General features: G+C 72.0%; 18 protein-coding genes. 13 read left to right on the top strand and 5 right to left on the bottom strand.

Annotation, left to right across the window (positions count from 1 at the left end):
* Nucleotides 1-74: 74 nt before the first annotated feature.
* Nucleotides 75-1,124 (top strand): WcbI family polysaccharide biosynthesis putative acetyltransferase, encoded by a 1,050-nt coding sequence (locus ACLBYG_RS16910; protein ID WP_447682155.1) that lies wholly within the window; start codon nt 75-77, stop codon nt 1,122-1,124.
* A gap of 78 nt (nt 1,125-1,202) precedes the next feature.
* Here ACLBYG_RS16910 and ACLBYG_RS16915 read toward each other — a convergent pair whose 3' ends face one another.
* Nucleotides 1,203-1,607, bottom strand: coding sequence for a response regulator (locus ACLBYG_RS16915; protein WP_020094013.1), 405 nt, complete (start codon nt 1,605-1,607; stop codon nt 1,203-1,205).
* 348 nt (nt 1,608-1,955) lie between these two features.
* Here ACLBYG_RS16915 and pal point away from each other — a divergent pair, with 348 nt between their 5' ends.
* From pal to ftsH, 4 genes are all read left to right on the top strand, one after another.
* Nucleotides 1,956-2,450, top strand: coding sequence for a peptidoglycan-associated lipoprotein Pal (gene pal, locus ACLBYG_RS16920; RefSeq protein WP_012321252.1), 495 nt, complete (start codon nt 1,956-1,958; stop codon nt 2,448-2,450).
* Nucleotides 2,451-2,609: 159 nt separating this feature from the next.
* A complete protein-coding gene (gene ybgF / locus ACLBYG_RS16925; protein ID WP_447682156.1) occupies nt 2,610-3,599 on the top strand; it encodes a tol-pal system protein YbgF in 990 nt (329 codons plus the stop codon).
* Between the two features lie 98 nt (nt 3,600-3,697).
* Nucleotides 3,698-4,735: a tRNA lysidine(34) synthetase TilS gene (tilS, locus tag ACLBYG_RS16930; RefSeq protein ID WP_447682157.1), complete on the top strand. Its 1,038-nt coding sequence runs from the start codon at nt 3,698-3,700 to the stop codon at nt 4,733-4,735.
* Between the two features lie 48 nt (nt 4,736-4,783).
* The gene (ftsH, locus tag ACLBYG_RS16935) at nt 4,784-6,706 is read left to right on the top strand and encodes an ATP-dependent zinc metalloprotease FtsH (RefSeq protein ID WP_012321255.1); all 1,923 of its coding nucleotides are present in this window, start codon (nt 4,784-4,786) and stop codon (nt 6,704-6,706) included.
* Between the two features lie 207 nt (nt 6,707-6,913).
* Here ftsH and ACLBYG_RS16940 read toward each other — a convergent pair whose 3' ends face one another.
* Nucleotides 6,914-7,159, bottom strand: coding sequence for a hypothetical protein (locus ACLBYG_RS16940; RefSeq protein ID WP_447682158.1), 246 nt, complete (start codon nt 7,157-7,159; stop codon nt 6,914-6,916).
* Nucleotides 7,160-7,285: 126 nt separating this feature from the next.
* On the opposite strand from ACLBYG_RS16940, the gene ACLBYG_RS16945 reads away from it, so the two are divergent.
* Both ACLBYG_RS16945 and glmM read left to right on the top strand, forming a co-directional pair.
* Complete coding sequence (locus tag ACLBYG_RS16945) at nt 7,286-8,098, top strand: sulfite exporter TauE/SafE family protein (RefSeq protein ID WP_447682159.1); 813 nt, start codon at nt 7,286-7,288, stop codon at nt 8,096-8,098.
* 69 nt (nt 8,099-8,167) lie between these two features.
* Nucleotides 8,168-9,508 carry a phosphoglucosamine mutase gene (gene glmM, locus ACLBYG_RS16950; RefSeq protein WP_026605059.1) on the top strand — a complete coding sequence of 447 codons (1,341 nt, stop codon included), beginning with the start codon at nt 8,168-8,170 and terminating at the stop codon, nt 9,506-9,508.
* Between the two features lie 50 nt (nt 9,509-9,558).
* Here glmM and ACLBYG_RS16955 read toward each other — a convergent pair whose 3' ends face one another.
* Nucleotides 9,559-9,900: an MmcQ/YjbR family DNA-binding protein gene (locus ACLBYG_RS16955; protein ID WP_447682160.1), complete on the bottom strand. Its 342-nt coding sequence runs from the start codon at nt 9,898-9,900 to the stop codon at nt 9,559-9,561.
* A 236-nt stretch (nt 9,901-10,136) separates the two neighbouring features.
* On the opposite strand from ACLBYG_RS16955, the gene ACLBYG_RS16960 reads away from it, so the two are divergent.
* The 3 genes from ACLBYG_RS16960 (at nt 10,137) to ACLBYG_RS16970 (ending at nt 12,552) form a co-directional block, all read left to right on the top strand.
* Entirely contained in the window at nt 10,137-11,111 is a 975-nt protein-coding gene (locus ACLBYG_RS16960; protein ID WP_447682161.1) for an outer membrane protein, read from the top strand.
* Between the two features lie 275 nt (nt 11,112-11,386).
* Entirely contained in the window at nt 11,387-12,286 is a 900-nt protein-coding gene (locus ACLBYG_RS16965; protein WP_020094006.1) for an outer membrane protein, read from the top strand.
* A 26-nt stretch (nt 12,287-12,312) separates the two neighbouring features.
* Entirely contained in the window at nt 12,313-12,552 is a 240-nt protein-coding gene (locus ACLBYG_RS16970) for a hypothetical protein (protein WP_447682162.1), read from the top strand.
* Between the two features lie 16 nt (nt 12,553-12,568).
* Here ACLBYG_RS16970 and ACLBYG_RS16975 read toward each other — a convergent pair whose 3' ends face one another.
* Nucleotides 12,569-13,117, bottom strand: coding sequence for an HNH endonuclease (locus ACLBYG_RS16975; protein WP_020094004.1), 549 nt, complete (start codon nt 13,115-13,117; stop codon nt 12,569-12,571).
* A 521-nt stretch (nt 13,118-13,638) separates the two neighbouring features.
* On the opposite strand from ACLBYG_RS16975, the gene ACLBYG_RS16980 reads away from it, so the two are divergent.
* A complete protein-coding gene (locus ACLBYG_RS16980) occupies nt 13,639-16,356 on the top strand; it encodes a DUF3772 domain-containing protein (protein ID WP_447682163.1) in 2,718 nt (905 codons plus the stop codon).
* On the opposite strand, the gene ACLBYG_RS16985 is transcribed toward ACLBYG_RS16980, so the two are convergent.
* Nucleotides 16,309-17,397, bottom strand: coding sequence for a GGDEF domain-containing protein (locus tag ACLBYG_RS16985; RefSeq protein ID WP_447682164.1), 1,089 nt, complete (start codon nt 17,395-17,397; stop codon nt 16,309-16,311). The genes ACLBYG_RS16980 and ACLBYG_RS16985 overlap by 48 nt on opposite strands.
* 186 nt (nt 17,398-17,583) lie before the next feature.
* On the opposite strand from ACLBYG_RS16985, the gene ACLBYG_RS16990 reads away from it, so the two are divergent.
* Both ACLBYG_RS16990 and ACLBYG_RS16995 read left to right on the top strand, forming a co-directional pair.
* Nucleotides 17,584-18,063, top strand: a complete 480-nt coding sequence (locus ACLBYG_RS16990; protein ID WP_020094001.1) for a CAP domain-containing protein — start codon at nt 17,584-17,586, stop codon at nt 18,061-18,063.
* A gap of 377 nt (nt 18,064-18,440) precedes the next feature.
* Nucleotides 18,441-20,216 (top strand): glucan ABC transporter ATP-binding protein/ permease, encoded by a 1,776-nt coding sequence (locus ACLBYG_RS16995; RefSeq protein ID WP_056533707.1) that lies wholly within the window; start codon nt 18,441-18,443, stop codon nt 20,214-20,216.
* Nucleotides 20,217-20,224 lie beyond the last annotated feature (8 nt).

Consider the following 20,224-nt stretch of genomic DNA (forward strand, 5'->3'; position numbering starts at 1 on the left):
CTTCGAACCCTCTTCTTCACGACGGCGGCAGGCCCTCGGGGGCGCTGTTCCGTCCGCTGACACCGGCACGCGACGTGGCCCTGAACGACCTGCCCCGGCGCGCCCGCAGCGCGTTCACCCGCTCGGCGCCCGATTGGACGCCTACCCGTTGGGCCCCCACCTGGGCGACACCATGGCGGAACCGCGCCCGCACCGCCACGACCCGTGACGGGCCGAGCATCGCGGTGCTGGGCAATTGCCAGGCCCGGGGCATCGCCCGGGCCATGCGCCTGCTCGCGCCGAAGAGCCCGGTCCGCTACCTGCCCATGGGCTCGCTGAAGCGCGACCACGGCCATGTCGACGGCTTGATCCGGACCCTGCGCGCCCACGACCACGTCTTCTCGCAGGCCTTCCCGGCCGGGCTGATCCCGGGCGGCGACGTCGCCACTCTGCGCGCGGCCGACCCGCGGCTCAAGCTGTTCCCGTCGATCGTGTTCTCGGCCTTCCACCCGGACATGGTCTATGTCGGGCAGGCCTCGGACCTCGCCGCGCTGAAGCTGACGCCGTCGCCGCTGGGCCAGTACCACTCGGCGATCGTCGTCACCGCCCACCGGCTCGGCCTCGATGCCGGCCGCACGGCCGCCCTGTTCCGCGAGGACGTGTTCGCCCGCCTGGGCTACCTCGACCACTGGGACCCGGCGGTGCGCGAACTCGTCGGCGCGGCCGACGCACTGGGTTTCGGGCTGGAGCGCGAGGTGACCCGCTGGGCGCGCCGCGGCGCCTTCATGCACCTGATGAACCATCCCAAGGTCCACGTCCTCGGCGACATCGCGAGGCGGCTGCTGCAGGAGAACGGGCTCACGCCCGAGCCCGTGGAGATCGAGGATTACCTCGGCGACGAGCTGGCCCAGGACGTGGTCTGGCCGATCTACCCGCCCATCGCCGAGCATTTCGGCCTGACCGGCTCGTACCTGTTCAAGACCAAGCCGCGGGGCGACGACTTCCCGGTGCTCTACGACCTGCCGGGCTTCGTCGCGGCGAGCTTCGCCCTCTACGACGCGATGCCCCCCGGGGATCTCGCCTGCCCGCGGGTCGAGGCGTGGCTCGCCGCGCCGGAGATCGTCGCACTGTTCCGGGGCGGCTGAGGCCGCCTCCGGGCGCCGCGGCGTCCCGGGTCGCTTCGCGGCGCGCGCGACGACAATCCCGCTCGGAAGGGTCCGTGCTCAGCCCGCCGCGCAGAGCCGGCTCTCGGAGCCGGCCTCGCCCAGGCCCTCGACCATCATCCGGACCAGGCGGTTGACCTCCTGCATCTGGAAGGGCTTGCGCAGGAACAGGCTGCCCGGCACGCCGCTGCGGCCGTGCGTGTCCGTCGAGGTGTAGACCACCGGCCGGTCCGGATGGATCGCCCGGAAGGCGTGGGCCACCGTCCAGCCGTCGATCAGCCCGGGCAGGTGGATGTCGGTGAACAGCCAGTCGATCGCCGCGCCCCGGTCGCGCAGGACGGTCAGCGCGGCCTCGCCCGTCGAGGCTTCGATCACCCGGATGCCGTGCGTCTCGCACAGGCTCGCGACGATCTCGAGGAGCAGGTAGCTGTCCTCGACGATGAGGACGCTCTGGGCGGGGCGCATGCGGGAGGTCCGGTCTTCGGCCCGCCGATAAGGGGCCGATAGGGTTGAGGATCTCTTAAAGACTGGCCCGCGACCGTTACCGGCGGAGGCCCGGCGCTGTTGCAGCGCCGCAACCGGGGCGGCCGAAATGGCGCGTCGCGGCCCGCCGCCCCGCCGCCGCCGCATTCCGGGCGCGTCCGGGTGCGTCAGCGCACGCCGTCGATCGGTGCGGACCGTCACCACGCCCCCGCGCCGCCCGGCGGAACCGTCGCTTAACCAACCCCGCCTACCAACGGCGCCAGGATTACGCGGACCCGCCTCGAAGACCAGCAGCCGGCCTTCGGCACCGCTCGAGGAGTTTTTCAGACCATGCCCCAGCGTTTCCGCGCCGCCGCCCTCGGCCTCGCGCTCGTCGCCGCCCTCGGCCTGGGCGCCTGCAGCAACGACAAGGACCTCGCCGACGCCTCCGCCTTCGGGGCGGGCGCCGCCACCCCGGGCAGCGCGCAGGACTTCGTCGTCAATATCGGCGACCGGGTCTTCTTCGAGTCGGACTCCACCGACCTGACGCCGACCGCGACCGCGACCCTCGACAAGCAGGCCGCGTGGCTGCAGCGCTACCCGCGCTACACCTTCATCATCGAGGGCCACGCCGACGAGCGCGGCACCCGCGAGTACAACTTCTCCCTCGGCGCCCGCCGGGCCCAGGCGGTGAACGACTACCTCGCCACCCGCGGCATCGCGGCGAGCCGGATGCGGACCGTGTCGTACGGCAAGGAGCGGCCGGTGGCGGTGTGCAACGACATCTCCTGCTGGTCGCAGAACCGCCGCGCGGTGATCGTCCTCGACCGCGGCGCCGGCGCGTAGGCCGCCGCGCGAACGACCCCGGAGGCGGCTCTCGGCCGCCGCCTCCGATCGATGCTCTCGATCACGGCCTTCGATCACTCCTTCGACCCGCGCCGCAGTTTTGCCGCGGTGCGGCGCATCTGATAGGGCCTCGCGCCGACACCGGACCGCAGCCGTACCATGCCCGCCCGCCTTCGCACCCGCCTCGCCCTCGCCACCGCCGTCGGTGCCGTGCTCCTCGGCCACCCGGCCGCCGCGCAGGACGCCTCGGAACTGGTGGTGCGCCTCGGCCGCATCGAGAACCAGTCCCGGATGATGGCCGGGCAGATCGAGACCCTCCAGTACGAGAACCGCCAGCTCAAGGAGCAGCTGCGCAAGTTCCAGGAGGACGTCGAGTACCGCCTGAACGAGGGCAAGGGCGGCAAGCCCTCGGCCGCGCCCGCGCCGTCGGGGCCCGTCAACGGCGGCAATCCGGGCGCCGGCCGCCCCGGGAAGCGCGGCGACGCCTTCGACCCGTCGCAGGCCCCCGGCGCCCCGGGCGCCCCGATGCAGCTCGGCAGCACGCAGCCCTCCGCGCCGCTGCCGCCCCGCGAGGCCGAGGAGGCCGCCGAGGCGGCGCCCCGGCCGCAGCGCCTGCCCCAGGGCGCGCTCAACGAGTCCGGCGAGGACGACGCGGAGGCCGGGACCTCCGGCTACGACGAGCCCGTGGACCTGCGGCCGCCGGCCCGGACCGGGGCGATCCCGGCGCGGCCCTCCGAGAGCGTGGCGGCGACCCGGACCGGCGATCCGGCCGCCGATTTCGACGCCGCGGTCGAGCTGTACCGCGCCAAGCAGTACGAGCAGGCCGAGATGGGCCTGCGCCAGTTCATCCAGTCGCACCCGCGCGACAACCGGGTCGCCGGCGCGACCTACTGGCTCGGCGAGAGCTACCTCGCCCGCGGCCGCAACCGCGAGGCCGCCGAGCAGTTCCTGAAGGTCTCCACCGACTACGCCCGCTCCGCCCAGGCCCCCGACGCGATGCTGAAGCTCGGCGTCACGCTCAACGCGCTCGGCGCCCGCGAGCAGGCCTGCGCGACCCTGGCCGAGCTGGACCGGAAGTTCCCGAATGCCGGCACCGGCGTCCGCCAGGGCGTCGCCCGCGAGCAGAAGCGCGCCCGCTGCGGCGCCTGAGCGTCTCGGGCGCTCTGAGCGGCTCGGGCGACTCGGGCGACCCGGTCCTCGGCGCCCTCCGTCCCTGGCTCGACCGGGCCGCGCGCGGCGGGCGGGGCGTGCTCCTCGCCGTCTCGGGCGGTCCCGATTCGAGCGCCCTGATGCACGCCGCCGCGCGCCTGCGCGACGCGACCGGCGCGTCCCTGCGCGTGGCGACCGTCGATCACGGCCTGCGGCCGGAATCCGGCGCGGAGGCCGAGGGCGTCGGCCGCGCCGCCCGGGCGCTGGACCTGCCCCACGCGACCCTGACCTGGACGGGCACGAAGCCCGGCACCGGCCTGCAGGACGCGGCCCGCACCGCCCGCTACGCACTCCTCGCCGCCCATGCCGGGGCGGTCGGCGCCGGGCTCGTGCTGACGGGCCACACGCGGGATGACCAGGCCGAGACGGTGCTGATCCGGCTCGCGGCCGGCAGCGGCCCCGCGGGGCTGGCCGGCATGCGCGCCGAGCGGGACCTCGGTCCCGGCCTCGCCCTCGGGCGCCCGTTCCTGCACCTGCCGAAGGCGAGCCTGGAGGCGTGGTGCGCGGCGCGCGGCATCGGGTATCTGCGCGATCCCGCCAACGGCGATCCGCGCTTCGCCCGCGGCCGCCTGCGGGCGGCCTGGCCGGCCCTGGAGCGCGAGGGCCTGACCCGGGCGCGCCTCGCCCGGCTCGCCGAGCGCGCCGCCCGCGACGAGGCCGCGCTCCGGGGCGCGGCCGAGCGGGCCCTCGACGGGGCGCTGCGACCCGGGCCGGAGACGGGCGCGGGCCTGCGCCTCGACGGGCGCGCCCTGGCGGCCCTGCCGGACGCCGTGGCCCTGCGCTGCCTGGATCTCGCCCTGGCCCGGGCCGGCGCGGCGCCGCGCCGCCTCGAGCGCCTCGAGGCCCTCGTCCTCGATTCGCTCCTGCCGGCCCTGCGCCGCCGGGAGCCGGTCCGCCGCACCCTCGCGGGGATCCTCGTCGCCGCCGACGCGGGCGGGGGCGTGAGCCTCGCCACAGCGCCGCCGCGCCGGCACGGGCCCGCAGGTGCTGCCCTCGCCGCAGGGTCTCCCGACTTACTTGGCAAGGGAGAGCCCCCCGCCTACATTGGCGGAGTGTGCACGGATGGACCGGAATAGCCGCGTGGCGGGTCCGTCCTGGGGGTCGCACGCGCCAGGGATTGATCGATGAACCCGAATTTTCGCAACTTTGCCTTGTGGGTCGTCATCTTCCTGCTGGTGCTGGCCCTGGTCACCCTGTTCCAGAACCCGGGGCACCGGGGCGGCGGCAGCGAGATCGCCTACAGCCAGCTCCTGAACGACGCCGATGCCGGCAAGATCCAGTCGGTGGTGATCTCCGGGCAGGACGTGTCCGGCACCTACGTGGGCGGCGGCAACTTCACGAGCTACGCGCCCAACGACCCGAGCCTGGTCTCCAAGCTCCAGGGCAAGGGCGTGCAGATCACCGCCCGCCCGCCGTCCGACAACACCCCCTGGTTCATCCAGCTCCTCGTGAGCTGGCTGCCGATCCTCGTCTTCATCGGCGCCTGGATCTTCCTCTCGCGCCAGATGCAGTCCGGCGCCGGCCGCGCCATGGGCTTCGGCAAGTCGAAGGCCAAGCTCCTGAACGAGGCCCACGGCCGGGTGTCGTTCGACGACGTCGCCGGCGTCGAGGAGGCCAAGGAGGACCTGCAGGAGATCGTCGAGTTCCTGCGCGACCCGCAGAAGTTCCAGCGGCTCGGCGGCCGGATCCCGCGCGGCGTGCTGCTCGTCGGCCCGCCCGGCACCGGTAAGACCCTGATCGCCCGGGCGGTCGCGGGCGAAGCCAACGTGCCGTTCTTCACCATCTCGGGTTCGGACTTCGTCGAGATGTTCGTGGGCGTCGGCGCCAGCCGCGTGCGCGACATGTTCGAGCAGGCCAAGAAGAACGCGCCCTGCATCATCTTCATCGACGAGATCGACGCGGTCGGCCGCCACCGCGGCGCCGGCCTCGGCGGCGGCAACGACGAGCGCGAGCAGACCCTCAACCAGCTCCTCGTGGAGATGGACGGGTTCGAGGCCAACGAGGGCGTCATCATCATCGCGGCGACCAACCGCCCCGACGTGCTCGACCCGGCGCTGCTGCGTCCCGGCCGCTTCGACCGCCAGATCATGGTGCCGAACCCGGACGTCACCGGCCGCGAGCGCATCCTGCGCGTCCACGTCCGCAAGGTGCCGCTGGCCCCCGACGTCGACCTGAAGACCATCGCGCGCGGCACCCCGGGCTTCTCGGGCGCCGACCTGATGAACCTCGTCAACGAATCGGCCCTGCTGGCGGCCCGCCGCGGCAAGCGCATCGTCACGATGCACGAGTTCGAGGACGCCAAGGACAAGGTCATGATGGGCGCCGAGCGACGCACCCTGGTCATGACCGAGGACGAGAAGCGGCTCACCGCCTACCACGAGGGCGGCCACGCCATTGTGGCGCTGAACGTCCCGGCCACCGACCCGGTGCACAAGGCGACCATCATCCCGCGCGGTCGGGCGCTGGGCATGGTCATGCAGCTGCCCGAGCGCGACAAGCTCTCCATGAGCTTCGAGCAGATGACCTCGCGGCTGGCGATCATGATGGGCGGCCGCATCGCCGAGGAGATGATCTTCGGGCGCGAGAAGGTGACCTCGGGCGCGCAGTCGGACATCGAGCAGGCGACGCGGCTCGCCAAGATGATGGTGACCCGCTGGGGCTTCAGCCCCGAGCTCGGCACCGTCGCGTACGGCGACAACAATGACGAGGTCTTCCTCGGCATGTCGATGGGCCGGCAGCAATCGGTCTCCGAGTCGACCGCCCAGAAGATCGACGCCGAGGTCCGCCGCCTCGTGGAGACCGGCCTGGAGGAGGCGCGCCGCATCCTGGCCGAGCACAAGGACGACCTGGAAGCCCTGGCCCAGGGGCTCCTCGAGTACGAGACCCTCTCGGGCGAGGAGATCCGCAACCTGCTCAAGGGCCAGCCCCCGATCCGCGACGGCGGCGACGTGCCGCCGACCCCGGCCCGGGGCTCCTCGGTCCCCTCGGCGGGCCGCGGCCGGCCGAAGGAGAGCGACGGCGGCCTGGAGCCGCAGCCGCAGGCCTGAGGCCTCGAGAGGACGATCGAAGGGGGCGCCGCGAGGCGCCCTTTTTCGTGGACGGGGAGGCCCGGTGCCGAACGCACCAATCCCCCGTATTGGGCTACGATGTTCGCACCGCTCCGCCGGGCACCGCCGCTGGGGGGCAGAGCGCGACGGCCCCCCAATCCCGGGCGGGAGAGGGTTGGGGTGAGGGGTGATGCGGTTTCCGCTTGATCAGATCGGTGCCGTCATCGCGAGCGCAGCGAAGCGATCCAGCAGCGCCACGCTCGGGTCGCGCGCGAAGCCCTGGGTCGCTTCGCTGCGCTCGCGATGACGGAACAGGCTGCGCAGACCGAAGCATTCAGCCGGAAACCGTATGAGAAGTCCCAGGATCGAGCACATCGTCGACGTGTAGCTCGGTCGCGCCTTCTCCGGGCAGACCGGATCCCTGACCCAGTCCCGCTGAGCGGGGCGGCCCATCGCGTGCTCCGTGACAAACCGCTTCCCATGTCGGCGTATCGCCGCGTCAAGCTCGGCCGGAGCCTCGGCCTGTCGCGTCGAATCGGAAACACAGGGTTCATCGCCGCAGCGCATCCAGAAGCCCCGATGCCGGTCTCGACCTATCTCGTCGTCGCCCTCGGCGCCGTCGTCGCCGGCTTCGTCCAGGGCCTGTCGGGCTTCGGCTTCGGCCTCACGGCCCTGTCGTTCTGGGCCTGGGTGATCGACCCGCAGCTCGCCGCCGTGCTGGCCGTCTCCGGCGCCTTCACAGGCCAAGTCATCGCGGCAGTCTCGGTCCGGCGCGGGTTCGAGACCAGGCGCCTCGCGCCCTTCGTCCTCGGCGGCCTCGCCGGCATCCCCCTCGGCGTCCTCCTGCTGCCGCGGCTCGACGCCGACTGGTTCAAGACGCTCCTCGGCCTCCTGCTGATGGTCTGGTGCCCGACCATGCTGTTCGCCCGGAACCTGCCGCGGATCGCGGCCGGCGGCCGGCTCGCCGACGCCGCGGTGGGCCTCGGCGGCGGGATGATGGGCGGGCTCGGCGGCTTCACGGGCGTGCTGCCGACCCTCTGGTGCACCCTGCGCCGCTACGAGCGCGACGTGCAGCGCTCTGTGATCCAGAACTTCAACCTCGCGATGCTCAGCGTCACCCTGGCGACCTACCTCGCCGCGGGGCTCGTCACCCGGGCGACGCTGCCGATCCTGGCGGTGGTCCTGCCGGCGATGCTGATCCCGACGCTGCTCGGCACCCGGATCTATCTCGGCCTCAGCGAGATCGCCTTCCGCCGGCTCGTGCTCGGCCTGCTGACCGTCTCGGGCCTCGCGCTGGTCTCGGCCTCGGCGCCGCGGCTCCTGCAGCGCGCCGGGCGCCCCATTTCGACCGCCTTTGTCGGGGAGCACCCCGTTGACTCTGCCGGCCGGTGAGCCGCCGGCGGGCGCGATAATCTGCTAAGCTGTGCCGGGTCCGCGAGACCGGGCGCCGGAGACGTGATGGTGCGCAAGTATTTCGGAACCGACGGCATCCGGGGCCGGGCCAACGGCGTGATCACGCCGGAGCTCGCCCTCAAGGTCGGTCAGGCCGCCGGCCTCGTGTTCCAGCGCGGCGACCACCGCCACCGGGTGGTGATCGGCAAGGACACCCGCCTCTCGGGCTACATGATCGAGACCGCGCTCGTCGCCGGCTTCACCTCGGTGGGCATGGACGTGCTCCTGCTCGGGCCGGTGCCGACGCCGGCCGTGGCGATGCTGACCCGCTCGATGCGGGCCGATCTCGGCGTGATGATCTCGGCCTCGCACAACCCGTTCGAGGACAACGGCATCAAGCTGTTCGGGCCCGACGGCTTCAAGCTCAACGACGCGATCGAGCACGAGATCGAGGGGCTGATCGACGCCGACATGCACAAGCGCCTCTCCGGCTCGAACGACCTCGGCCGGGCCAAGCGCATCGAGAGCGTGCACGCCCGCTACATCGAGTTCGCCAAGCGGACCCTGCCGCGGCAGGTGACGCTGGACGGGCTGCGGGTCGTGGTCGACTGCGCCAACGGCGCGGCCTACCGGGTCGCCCCCGAGACCCTGTGGGAGCTCGGCGCCGAGGTGATCGCCATCGGCACCGAGCCGGACGGGTTCAACATCAACCGGGATGTCGGCTCGACCGCGCCCGCGGCCCTGATCGACATGGTGCGCGAGCGCCGGGCCGATATCGGCATCGCGCTGGACGGCGACGCCGACCGGGTGCTGATCGTGGACGAGAAGGGCCAGGTGGTCGACGGCGACCAGCTCATGGCCGTCGTAGCGCGCTCCTGGAAGGAGGACGAGCGCCTGACGCAGCCGGGCGTGGTGGCGACGATCATGTCGAATCTCGGCCTGGAGCGCTTCCTCGGCGGTCTCGGCCTGACCCTGGCCCGCACGGCGGTGGGGGACCGCTACGTCCTCGAGCACATGCGGGCGCACGGCTACAACCTCGGCGGCGAGCAGTCCGGCCACATCATCATGTCGGACTACACGACCACCGGCGACGGCCTCGTGGCCGCCCTGCAGCTGCTGAGCGTGGTGCAGCGGCAGAACCGGCCCGTGAGCGAGGTCTGCCACTGCTTCGACCCGCTGCCGCAGATCCTCAAGAACGTCCGCTACCGGAGCGGCGAGCCCCTGCGCGAGGACAGCGTGGTCAGCGCCATCGAGCACGCCCGCGAGCGGCTCGGCAATGCCGGCCGCCTCGTGATCCGCCCGTCGGGCACCGAGCCGGTGATCCGCGTCATGGCCGAGGGCGACGACCGCGGCCTCGTCAACGCGGTGGTCGACGAGGTGGTCGACGCCGTCACCCGCGCGGCGGCCTGAGGCCGGAGCCCCGGAGGGGCGCGGCTCGACTCCGAAGGGGGCAGCCCGAGTCAGCCCAGATCGGCGTAGGCGGCGCGCAGCTCCGCGGGTGCGGTCATCCGCCACGCCGCCAGCAGCGCCGCCCGCAGAATCTCCTCCGCGCACGGGTCGAGGTCGAGATTGGTCCAGCCCCGCCGCCCCCAGGCGCCGTCGAGCGGCGCGAACAGGTCCGGCTCGGCCTCGCAGAGGGCGGCCTGATCGGCGGGCGCGAGGCGCAGCACGACCCGCGCCTCCTCGACCCAGAGGGTCACGAAGACCCGGCCGCCGACCCGGAAATCCGGGTTGCCGCTGTGGGCGCCCGCCACCGCCTCGGGCAGCATCAGCGCCAGGATGCGCACGTCGTCGGGTCCCATGCGGCCTCAGCCCCCGCGCCGTCCGGCCCCCACAGAAGAACTGCGCCGACCCCGGCGGCGCGGCGCAGCCGAAACAAGCAAGTCTCGCCCGGATATCCGTTTCGACAGTTCGGCAACGGATGCGCAAGCCTAACATTTAACGTTAAGCCGGATTTAAGACGTTCCTTCCATCCTGCCCTCGTACCCCGGGACCGCGCGCCGCGCGTCCGGCTCACGAGTCCAGTGAAGGAATCCTCATGGCCCGCTCCAAGCTGAACGCTTTGGTGCGTAGCCTGACGCTCGCGGCGAGCGTCGGTGCGCCCTGCCTCGCCGCGGCCGCGGATCTGATGCTGCCGCCGCCCCCGCCCCCGCCGCCCCCCCCGATCGAGGTCGGCGGCGGCTGGTACCTGCGCGGCGACGTGGGCGCGAGCATCTACACCCGTCCGCGCTACAGCGACGCCTACGACTACACCGGCTACGCCGAGTCCAACCGCGCCTTCGGCAACGCGGTCGGCGGCGGCGGTTTCGCGGGCGTCGGCGTCGGCTACCAGTTCACCCCGTTCCTGCGCGGCGACATCACCGGTGAGTACCGCTACTCCACCGGCCTGCGCGGCAGCGAGTACTACAAGGGCCCGGATTTCGACAACGGGCTCGGGTCGTACGGCGTGAACAAGTCGAGCGGCAACTTCGACTCCGCAGTGGTGCTGGCCAACGCGTATTTCGACCTCGGCACGTGGTACGGCATCACGCCGTTCATCGGCGGCGGCGTCGGCTACGCGTTCAATCACGTCTCGAGCTACTCGACCAACCAGCAGTTCACCAGCCCGACCTACGCGTACGATTACACCAATGCCGGCTGCGGCTGCATCCCGTACGCCCCGGTCTACGACCCGAACGGCAATCCGGTCTACAACACCAACAGCGGCAGCAAGTTCTACAAGGACAAGACCACCGGCAGCTTCGCCTGGGCGCTCCACGCCGGTCTCGCCTACAACGTGACCGACGCGCTGAAGATCGAACTCGCCTACCGCTACCTGAACCTCGGCAAGGCCGAGACCGGCCCGGGCTTCGTCCCGTGCTGCACCGGCAGCCTGCAGGCGATCAAGATCAAGGACATCGAGGCGCACGACGTGAAGATCGGCCTGCGCTACTACCTCGGCGGCTTCGTGGCGGCCCCGCTGCCGCCGTTGATGCCGGAGCCGGTCCCCGGCCCGCTGGTGCGCAAGTACTGATCGCGCCTCGACCGCGATTCCCCTGACGGACGACGACGGCGCGGAGGGTCTCCGCGCCGTCTCGCGTTTCGGCGCCCCGTCGCGACAGGCTCGGTTCTCGGCCTGTCCTCAGCCCGTCCTTGGCCGACCCAATAACCGCCACGACGTCCCGGGACTGGCATCCCCGGATCGAGACGTACCTTTCACAGTCGAGCAACGGAGAATTAAGGTTACCGGCGTATCACCGTGTCGAGGCTCGATCCGCCGTCCGTCTCTTCCGTCCCAGGACGATCCCGATGCGTACCGTCACTTTCCCGCTGCTGGCGGTTCTCGGTCTCTGCGGCGTGAACACCGCGCGCGCCGCGGATCTGGATTACGATTACCTGCGCGGCGCGGATTACGACCCGGTCCCGGCCCCGGTGGTCGACTGGAGCGGCGTGTATGTCGGCGGCCACGGCGGCTACACCTCCGCGCTCATGGGGAGCAAGGGCGCGTTCCAACCGCTGATCTACCGGGACTCGCACAACACGACGGGCGAGTCCGACTTCCACGCCTCGACGCTCCTCAGCCCGCCGTCGCGGCGAGTCGGCGACACGAGTTTCGGCGCCTTCGCGGGCTACAACGTTCAGTTCGACGAGTTCGTCTTCGGCATCGAGGGGGACTACACGAATTTCGGCCGGATGGGCGTGTCGAGCGATGGTCTTGCGCGGACCCAAATGTCGGCCGCCGGCAGCTACGATACCGTGAGCCTGAGTGGATCCACGGCGACGCGGGTCAACGATTATGGCACGCTGCGCGCGCGGGTCGGCTACGCCCTGGGCAATTTCCTGCCCTATGTCACTGGCGGCATCGCCATCGGTCGGGCGCGCGTCGCCGATACAACGAGCTATCAGAACTATGGCTTCAATCTGACGGCCTACAACGCGACTCTGGCCGGGACGCCGACCTACGTGAACAATTACGGCTACACGAGCTTCAACCAGAGCGCGCCCTACAACGGGACCCCGTTCACCTCGATCCAGACGCAGTCGAGGACCAAGGTCACCGCCGGCGTGGCGGCGGGAGCGGGCGTCGAGTACGCGATCACGCCGAACATCCTACTGCGCGCCGAGTATCAGTACGTGCTGTTCAGCAGTTTCGACGGGCACAAGGTCAACCTGAACACCGTCCGGGCCGGCGCGGCCGTCAAGTTCTGATGCCGCGCTTCGGCGGGAGCCTGTTCATGCAGTACGCACGCACCATCCGGCTCACCGTCCTGCTGCTCGGTGCCGGCCCGCTCCTCGACCCCGCCGTCGCGGCGGATTGGCCGCGCGACCCGCATCCGCCGCGCAGCGTTCGATACCGGAGTCCGGTGCCGTCCGTTCCCGCCGTCCGCCCGCCCGTCCTGGTGCGGGGCTACCTGCCGCGCAACCACAACGTCCCGATGTACAACGAGCCGCCCCGCCGCGAGCCGGCCTGGTGAGGCCTCCGCGCCGCCCTCAGCTCTCCAGCTCGCTGTCCCAGTACAGGTAGTCGAGCCAGGTGTGATGGTACTGACGGTGGTCGAACTCGGGCTGCCGGTGGTGCAGCTCGTAGCGCGTCGGCCGCCGGGGCTCGGTCATCAGCGGCATGTCCGCCTCGTCCGGCGTGCGGTTGGCCTTGCGCAGGTTGCAGGGCGAGCAGGCCGCCACGACGTTCTCCCAGCTCGACAGGCCGCCCCGGGAGCGCGGCACCACGTGGTCGAAGGTCAGGCCGCCCGAGGGTAGCCGCAGGCCGCAATACTGGCAGCTGAAACCGTCGCGCAGGTAGATGTTGTAGCGGGTGAAGGCCGGGCTGCGGGCCAGCGCCACGTAGTTCTTCAGCGCCACGACGCTCGGCACCCGCAGGGCGCGCGAGGGCGAGCGCGCCTCGACGTCGTAGCTCGCCACCAGGGTGACGCGGTCGAGGAACAGGGCAGTGAAGGCGTCCTTCCACGACCAGAGGGAGAGCGGATTGTACGAGAGCGGCCGATAATCCGCGTTGAGGACGAGGGTTTGGAGATCCATCATCGGCGCGACTCTTCGGACTAGCTCTGGCGCATGGGACGCGCGGGACCATGCCGCCGCCCCGCCGGCCCGTCCGAACCGGCCCGGGGCCGATGCGGGACGGGCCGGCGCGCGGAGCGACGGCTCGACGGGAGAGACGGAGGGAACAACAGGGCGGCGGGCCGGCGCGCGGGGGCGCCGGTCGATGCGGTAGCATCCGGAACGCGGCCGGGCCGGGCCGGTATCGCCACCGGCCGCGCCCTTTCGCGTAGCAACGAAAAGGCCCTGTCCATCAGGTGTTCATCTAATCCCAGCGTGACACCCTTGTGAAGCTTTTCCGGATGAGCCCCGGGGACGCACCCACAGCGGGCTCGCGGGGGTGGGACCCGGCGCGGGATCCGGCCCGGGGTGGGCAGCGGCACGGTTTCGCCCTATTGCTCGCCCAGAGCGCCCGGCCGCCAGGAGGCCCGCCCGGTCCCCGATCGCCGCCGATTCGCCGATGCCGGACTCCGGCCGGCCGCCGCGCGCCCGACGAGAGGTTGCTCATGCATCGTATCCCAGCGCGGACCCGGAAGCCGGAGGGCGCGCCGCGCCCGTCCCGCGCACTCGCCCTGCTCGCCGCGCTGGTGTTCGCAACCCCGGCGGCCCTGACCCTGCCGGCCTTCGCCCAGGATCCGGCGCCCGCCGCCAAGTCTTCCGATCAGAAGCCCGCCGATCACAAGTCCGCCGACACCAAGGCCGCGCCCGACGCCAAGCCCGCGGACGGCAAGGCGCCCGACGCGAAGGCGCCCGACGCGAAACCCGCCGAAGCGAAGCCCGCGCCCCCGCCGGCCGCCAAGGCCGAGGTTCCCGAGCAGTTCAAGAAGGTCCGGGCCAAGCTCGACGCCGCCAAGACCGAGCTCGACGCCCGCGAGAAGCAGCTCGGCCACACGGAGCTGACGGTGGCCGACCTCACCGCCATCCGCGACAGCGCCGTGACGGTCACCGACGAGATCCGCACCCTGGTCACCCGGCTCGACGCGCCGCTGGAGGCCGCGCGCGAGCGCCTGGCCCAGCTCGGGCCGAAACCCAAGGATACCCAGGAGAGCGCCGACGTCGCCGCCGAGCGCGCCGAGCGCGAGGCCGCCGTCACCCGCATCGACGAGACCCAGCGCCTCGCCCGCTCCCTGGTGGTGCAGGGCGACCAGATCGTCGACCGCGTCTCGAATCGCCGCCGCGAATCGTTCACTCGCGACCTGCTCCAGCGCTCCCAGCCGCTGGTCGGCCCCGGTCTCTGGACCAAGGTGATGGGCGACGTCCCCCGGGACACGCGCGCCCTGCAGAGCGCCGTGTCGGATATCGGGCTGCTGTTTTCCCGCAACGGCAACCTCGCCAACCTGCTGTTCCTGGGGCTCGCCTTCGGGATCTCGGTGGCGCTGTATTTCGGCCGGCGCAACATCGCCCCCAAGGGCGCCCGCCGGGATGCCACCAAGACCGACCCGTCGCGGCGCGCCGTGATGCTCGCCGCCTGGCGGGTGATCCTGCTCGGCACGGTGCCGGCGGTGGCCGGATCCTACGCGGTCTACTACGCCCTCGATTCCACCAACCTGCTGCCGTCCCGGCTCCTGCCGGTCGCCGCCGCGATCCTCGGAGGGCTGGCCTTCATCGCCTTCGTGGAGGCCCTCTGCGACGGGCTGCTCAGCCCCGAGAAGCCGGCGTGGCGGCCCGCCCCGGTAAGCGACGCGGCGGCCACGCGCCTGACCCGGCTCGCCGTCGGCATCGCCACGGTGATCACCGTGGTGAAGTCCGTCGAGGCCCTGAATTCCGGGATCTCGGCGGCCCTGCCGATCTCCATCGCCACACGGGGCATCGGGGCGGTCGCCACCGCGCTGATCCTCGCGGTCGGCCTCCACCGGTTCGCCGACACCGAGCAGGAGGAGGAGGCCTGCTTCGGCCCCTACGTGCCGACCAAGACCACGACGGGCATCGGCGGGCCGGCGCGGCTCCTGGGCTGGGCCGCGGTGGCGCTGATCGGGCTCGGCGCGCTGGTGGGCTACGTGGCCTTCGCGGCCTTCCTGATCGACCAGCTGATCTGGGACGCGGCCGTCCTCGTGCTGCTCTACCTGCTGGTCCAGAGCGTCGATATCTTCGTCGGCCGCGCCCTCAGCGACGAGACGCGGCTCGCCACCACGCTCCAGGCCAATACCGGCTTGCGCAAGCGCTCGCTCAACCAGATCTCGGTCCTGACGACCGGCGCGACCCGGCTCATCCTGTTCCTGGCGGCCGCGGTCCTCGTGCTGGCGCCCTGGGGGCTCGACTCCACCGACATCGTCTCGTCGGTCCGGCAGGCCTTCTTCGGCTTCAAGGTCGGCGACGTCACGATCTCGCTCTCCAGCATCGCCTTCGGGATCGGCATCCTGGTGGTCGGCGTGTTCATCACCCGCGGGGTGCAGCGCTGGCTGGAGAACACCTACCTGCCGGCCACCGACCTCGACGCGGGCCTGCGCAACTCGATCACCACGGTGGCGGGCTATTGCGGCTTCCTGATCGCGCTGGCGCTGGCCTTCTCGTATCTCGGCCTGAGCCTGGAGAAGCTCACCATCGTGGCCGGCGCCCTGTCGGTCGGTATCGGTTTCGGCCTCCAGTCGATCGTCAACAACTTCGTCTCCGGCCTGCTGCTCCTGTGGGAGCGCCCGATCCGGGTCGGCGACCAAGTGGTGATCGGCGATTCCGAGGGCATCGTGAAGCGGATCTCGGTGCGCTCCACCGAGATCCAGACCTTCGACCGCTCGGCCGTGATCGTGCCGAACTCGAACCTGATCTCCGGGGTGGTGAAGAACCGGGTGCGGGGCGACCGGACCGGGCGCGTCAGCATCACGGTCAGCGTCCTGCGCAACCAGGACCCGGTGCGCGCCGCCGAGATGATCACGGCCTGCGCGCAGGGCCATTCCGACGTCCTGAAGGAGCCCCCGCCCCGGGTGGTGTTCAAGAAGATCGGCGACCCGTTCCTGGAATTCGAGCTGCTCGTCTGGATCGTCGACGTGAGCCTCGGCCAGAAGGTGGTGACCGACCTGAACTTCTCGGTGTTCGCGACCCTCTCGGAGGCGGGCTTCATCCCGCCGCTCGGGCCCGGCTCCAGCATCGTCACCGTGCAGGGCCTCGACACGATGCAGAGCGCCATGGGCGAGATCGCCAGCCGCTTCATCCAGCCGGCCGCGGTTCCCGAGGGCGGCGAATCAGCCCGCCCCCAGCGCGACCGCGGGCTGCGCAGCGCCGGTGCCTGACCGGCCGCCGCCGAGGACGATCCGGACGGCGTTCCCGCCCGCGTCCTTGGCGGCGTAGAGCGCCGCGTCCGCCCGGTCGAACAGCCGGGCGCGGCCCCCGCGCCCGCTGGACATCCCCGCGGCGTCTCCCACCGCGATCCCCACGGAGGCGCCGATCCGCAACTCCCGGCCGCGATACGGGATCGGCCGGCTCAGGGCGGCGACGACGCGCCGGCCGCGCTCCACCAGCGCGAGCGGGTCGACGGGCGCCCGCAGAAGCACGGCGAACTCGCCGCCGCCGATGCGGGCCACGAGGGCCGCGTCCCGGCAGACGGCGGCGAGCCGCGCGGCCGAGCGCCGGAGGCACAGGTCGCCGGCCGCGTGGCCGTGGACGTCGTTGACCGGCTTGAACCCGTCGAGGTCGATCAGCAGCAGGGCGGCGAGGGGATCCGGACCGGCGCCGTCCGTCCCGGCCTCGAACCGCGCCTCGAATCCGCGGCGGTTCGCCAGCCCGGTGAGCGGGTCGCGCTCGGCGCGCCGGCTCAGCTCGGCCAGCCGGGCGATCTCCTCGGTGACGTCCTGCTTGGTTCCGAACAGGCGGGCGGGGCGCCCGTTCTCGGCCTCGACCGCGGCGCGGATCCGGATCCAGCGCCGCCGGCCCCCGGCCTGGATCTCGGCGTCGAGCACGAAGGCGCCGCTCCCGGCGATCGCCCGGTGCCGGAGCGCCTCCAGCAGGCGCCGCGAGGTCGGCTCGTAGAGGTCCAGGATCCGGGGCCGGTGCAGCGCCGCGCCCCGGGGGACGCCGAACAGGTCGTGGACGCCCCCGGACCAGTCGAGGGCGCCGTCGCGCAGGCGGCAGGACCAGAGGCCCATCCCGGCGGCCGCCAGGGCACGCTCCTGCCGCGCCAGCAGGCCGGCCTGCTGGCGAAGGATCGTCCGCTGGAGGGCGCGCGCGGCCGCGGCCTCCGACGCCGCCTCAGACGCTGCCGACGGGTCCGCGCACCCGCCGACGGGTCGGTCGCGGGGTGGATCCACCGGGGTCAGGGAACGCGCGGCCGTCATCGGTGTGCAATTTTAGACGGAGGGCCTTTGAGGAAGCCCTAACCGTCCGATGTGCGGCCGAGCGGCAGCCCCTATATGGCGGCTGGGCGGTGGGGCCGTCGCAGGGATGGGTGAAACGTGACGAGACGCGATCGGGACGGTCGACATGCGGGGCGCGGGCTCGCCCGGATCAGGACCGGGGCCCGGATGGTCGGTCCGGCCGCGCTGGCGGCGGCGCTGCTCGGCGGCTGCGCCGCCCAGCCGCCGAGCAGCGCCGGGCTGCCGAGCATCTACCTGCCGCTCGCCAGCAACAGCGCGCATATCGACGTCGAGGCGGCCCGCGACATGATCTCGTCCTACCGTCGCAACCGCGGCGCGCCGCCGCTGACGGTCGATCCCGAACTGCAGCGCCTCGCCGAGGCCGAGGCGGCCGCCATGGCGCTCGCCGACCGGCCGAGCCGGGCCCAGACCGTCAAGGCCGCCGTCGAGCGGCTCGGCTACGCGAGCGTCAACGCCAACCTCTCGGCGGGCTACCACACCCTGGCCGAGGCCTTCTCGGGCTGGCGCGAGAGCCCGCCCCACGACGCCACCATGCTGGCGCCCGGGGCGACCCGGATGGGGATCGCCACCGCCTACGCCCCGGGCTCGAAGTACAAGGTCTACTGGGCCCTCCTCACCGCGAAGTAGCGGCACCCCGCCGGTCGGCCGGCATGGAGGGGGCCTCGCCGGCGGGAGGCGAATCGGTCGTCCGGACAGCCGGCCGCCGTCGATCATGAACGGCGCGAACGCCGCCTCGACGCCGCCGAGCCGTCGGGCACCGCCCGCGCGTCCGGGACGCGGCGGGTCCGGGCTAAGCTTCGGGAAACTTTGCTGAAGCAACCGTAAAGGCGACTGTTTCGAACCTGTATCGGCCCGTCATCGCCCGTTCAGGCAGGCGCTGGCATACCCGTTTCGTACGAGGGGTTTGACTCGGATCCGGCACGCATGCCGGCCGCGCGGACCTCCTCGGTGAAGGCGTGAGACCCGGGTCACACGGGCCGCGCCAGGGGTGGCGGAGCGGTACGATGGTTCGTCTGTACGGGCGGGTCCTGGGATTTCTGAAGGCGGAGCGGCGGCTGGCGATAGGCTTGGCCGTCACCAACGTGGTCCTGGCGATCGCGGCCTTCGCCGAGCCCCTGCTGATGGGCCGGATCATCGACCAGCTGACCCATCTCAAGCGCGGCGGCGACGCCATGGGCACGATGCTGCCCCTGCTCGCCGCCTGGGTGGCGTTCGGCTTCTTCACCATCGCGGCGGGCGTGTTCATCGCGCTCCACGCCGACCGGCTGGCGCACCGCAACCGCCTGTCGTCGATGGCGAGCTACTTCGAGCACGTCCTCGACCTGCCGCTCGCCTTCCACTCGGCCAACCATTCCGGCCGCGTCCTGAAGGCGATGCTGGAGGGCACGAACGGCATGGCGTGGCTGTGGCTCGGCTTCTTCCGCGATCACCTCGTCGCCCTGGTCTCGCTCGGCGTGCTCCTGCCGATGACCCTGTTCATCAACTGGCAGCTCGGCTCGATCCTGGTGGTGCTGGTGCTGGCCTTCACGGCGCTCACCACCTTCGTGATGCGCCGGACCGAGACGCTCCAGGGTCAGGTCGAGGCGTTCAACTCGGGGCTGGCCGCCCACGCCTCCGACGCCCTCGGCAACGTCGCGGTGATCCAGTCCTTCACCCGCGCCAAGGCCGAGAAGGAGGCGATGCGCGGCATCATCACCAACCTGCTCGCCGCGCAGATCCCGGTCCTGTCCTGGTGGGCGCTCGCCAACGTGGCGACCCGCGCCTCGGCGACCATCACCATGACGGCGATCTTCGTCACCGGCATCTGGCTCTACCAGGCCGGCACGACCACGGTGGGCGAGGTCGTGGCCTTCATGAGCCTCGCCACCGCCTTCGTGGCCCGGCTCGACCACGTGGTCGGCTTCGTCAACGGCCTGTTCCAGCAGGCGCCGAAGATCGCCGAGTTCTTCGAGATCTACGACACCGTCCCGGCGGTGGCCGACCGGCCGCACGCCCGGCAGGTCGCCCGCTTCGAGGGCGCGGTCACCTTCGAGGACGTCGCCTTCTCGTACGACGGAAGGCGCCAGGCGCTCGACGGGGTCTCGTTCACCGCCAAGCCCGGCGAGACGATCGCGCTGGTCGGGACCACCGGCTCGGGCAAGTCGACGACGCTCGGCCTCCTGCACCGCAGCTTCGACCCGGCCTCCGGCGCGATCCGGATCGACGGCATGGACATCCGCGACGTCGGCCTCGCCTCGCTGCGCCACAACATCGGCGTGGTGTTCCAGGAGCCGATGCTGTTCGCCCGCTCGATCCGCGAGAACCTGCAGGTCGGCTGCCCCGACGCCACCGACGCCGAGATGCTCGACGCGCTGGAGCGCGCCCAGGCCAGCGCCTTCATGGCGCGTCAGGCCGACGGGCTCGACACGGTGATCGGCGAGCGCGGCCGGTCGCTCTCGGGCGGCGAGCGCCAGCGGCTCTCGATCGCCCGGGCGCTCCTGAAGAACCCGCCGATCCTGATCCTCGACGAGGCGACCTCGGCGCTGGACGCCGCCACCGAGCGCAAGCTCCAGGGCGCCCTGGAGACCGTGATGGAGGGGCGGACCACCTTCGTGATCGCCCACCGCCTCGCGACGATCCGCGACGCCGACCGGATCCTGGTGTTCCACGAGGGCCGGATCGTCGAGGCCGGCACCTTCGACCAGCTGGTGGCCGAGGGCGGCCGCTTCGCCGAACTCGCCCGGGCGCAGTTCATGGCGGCCCAGGCGGAGGAGGACGAGGGGCTGGCGCTGGCGGCGTGAGCCGCCGC

The sequence above is a fragment of the Methylobacterium sp. D53M genome (assembly GCF_053345625.1).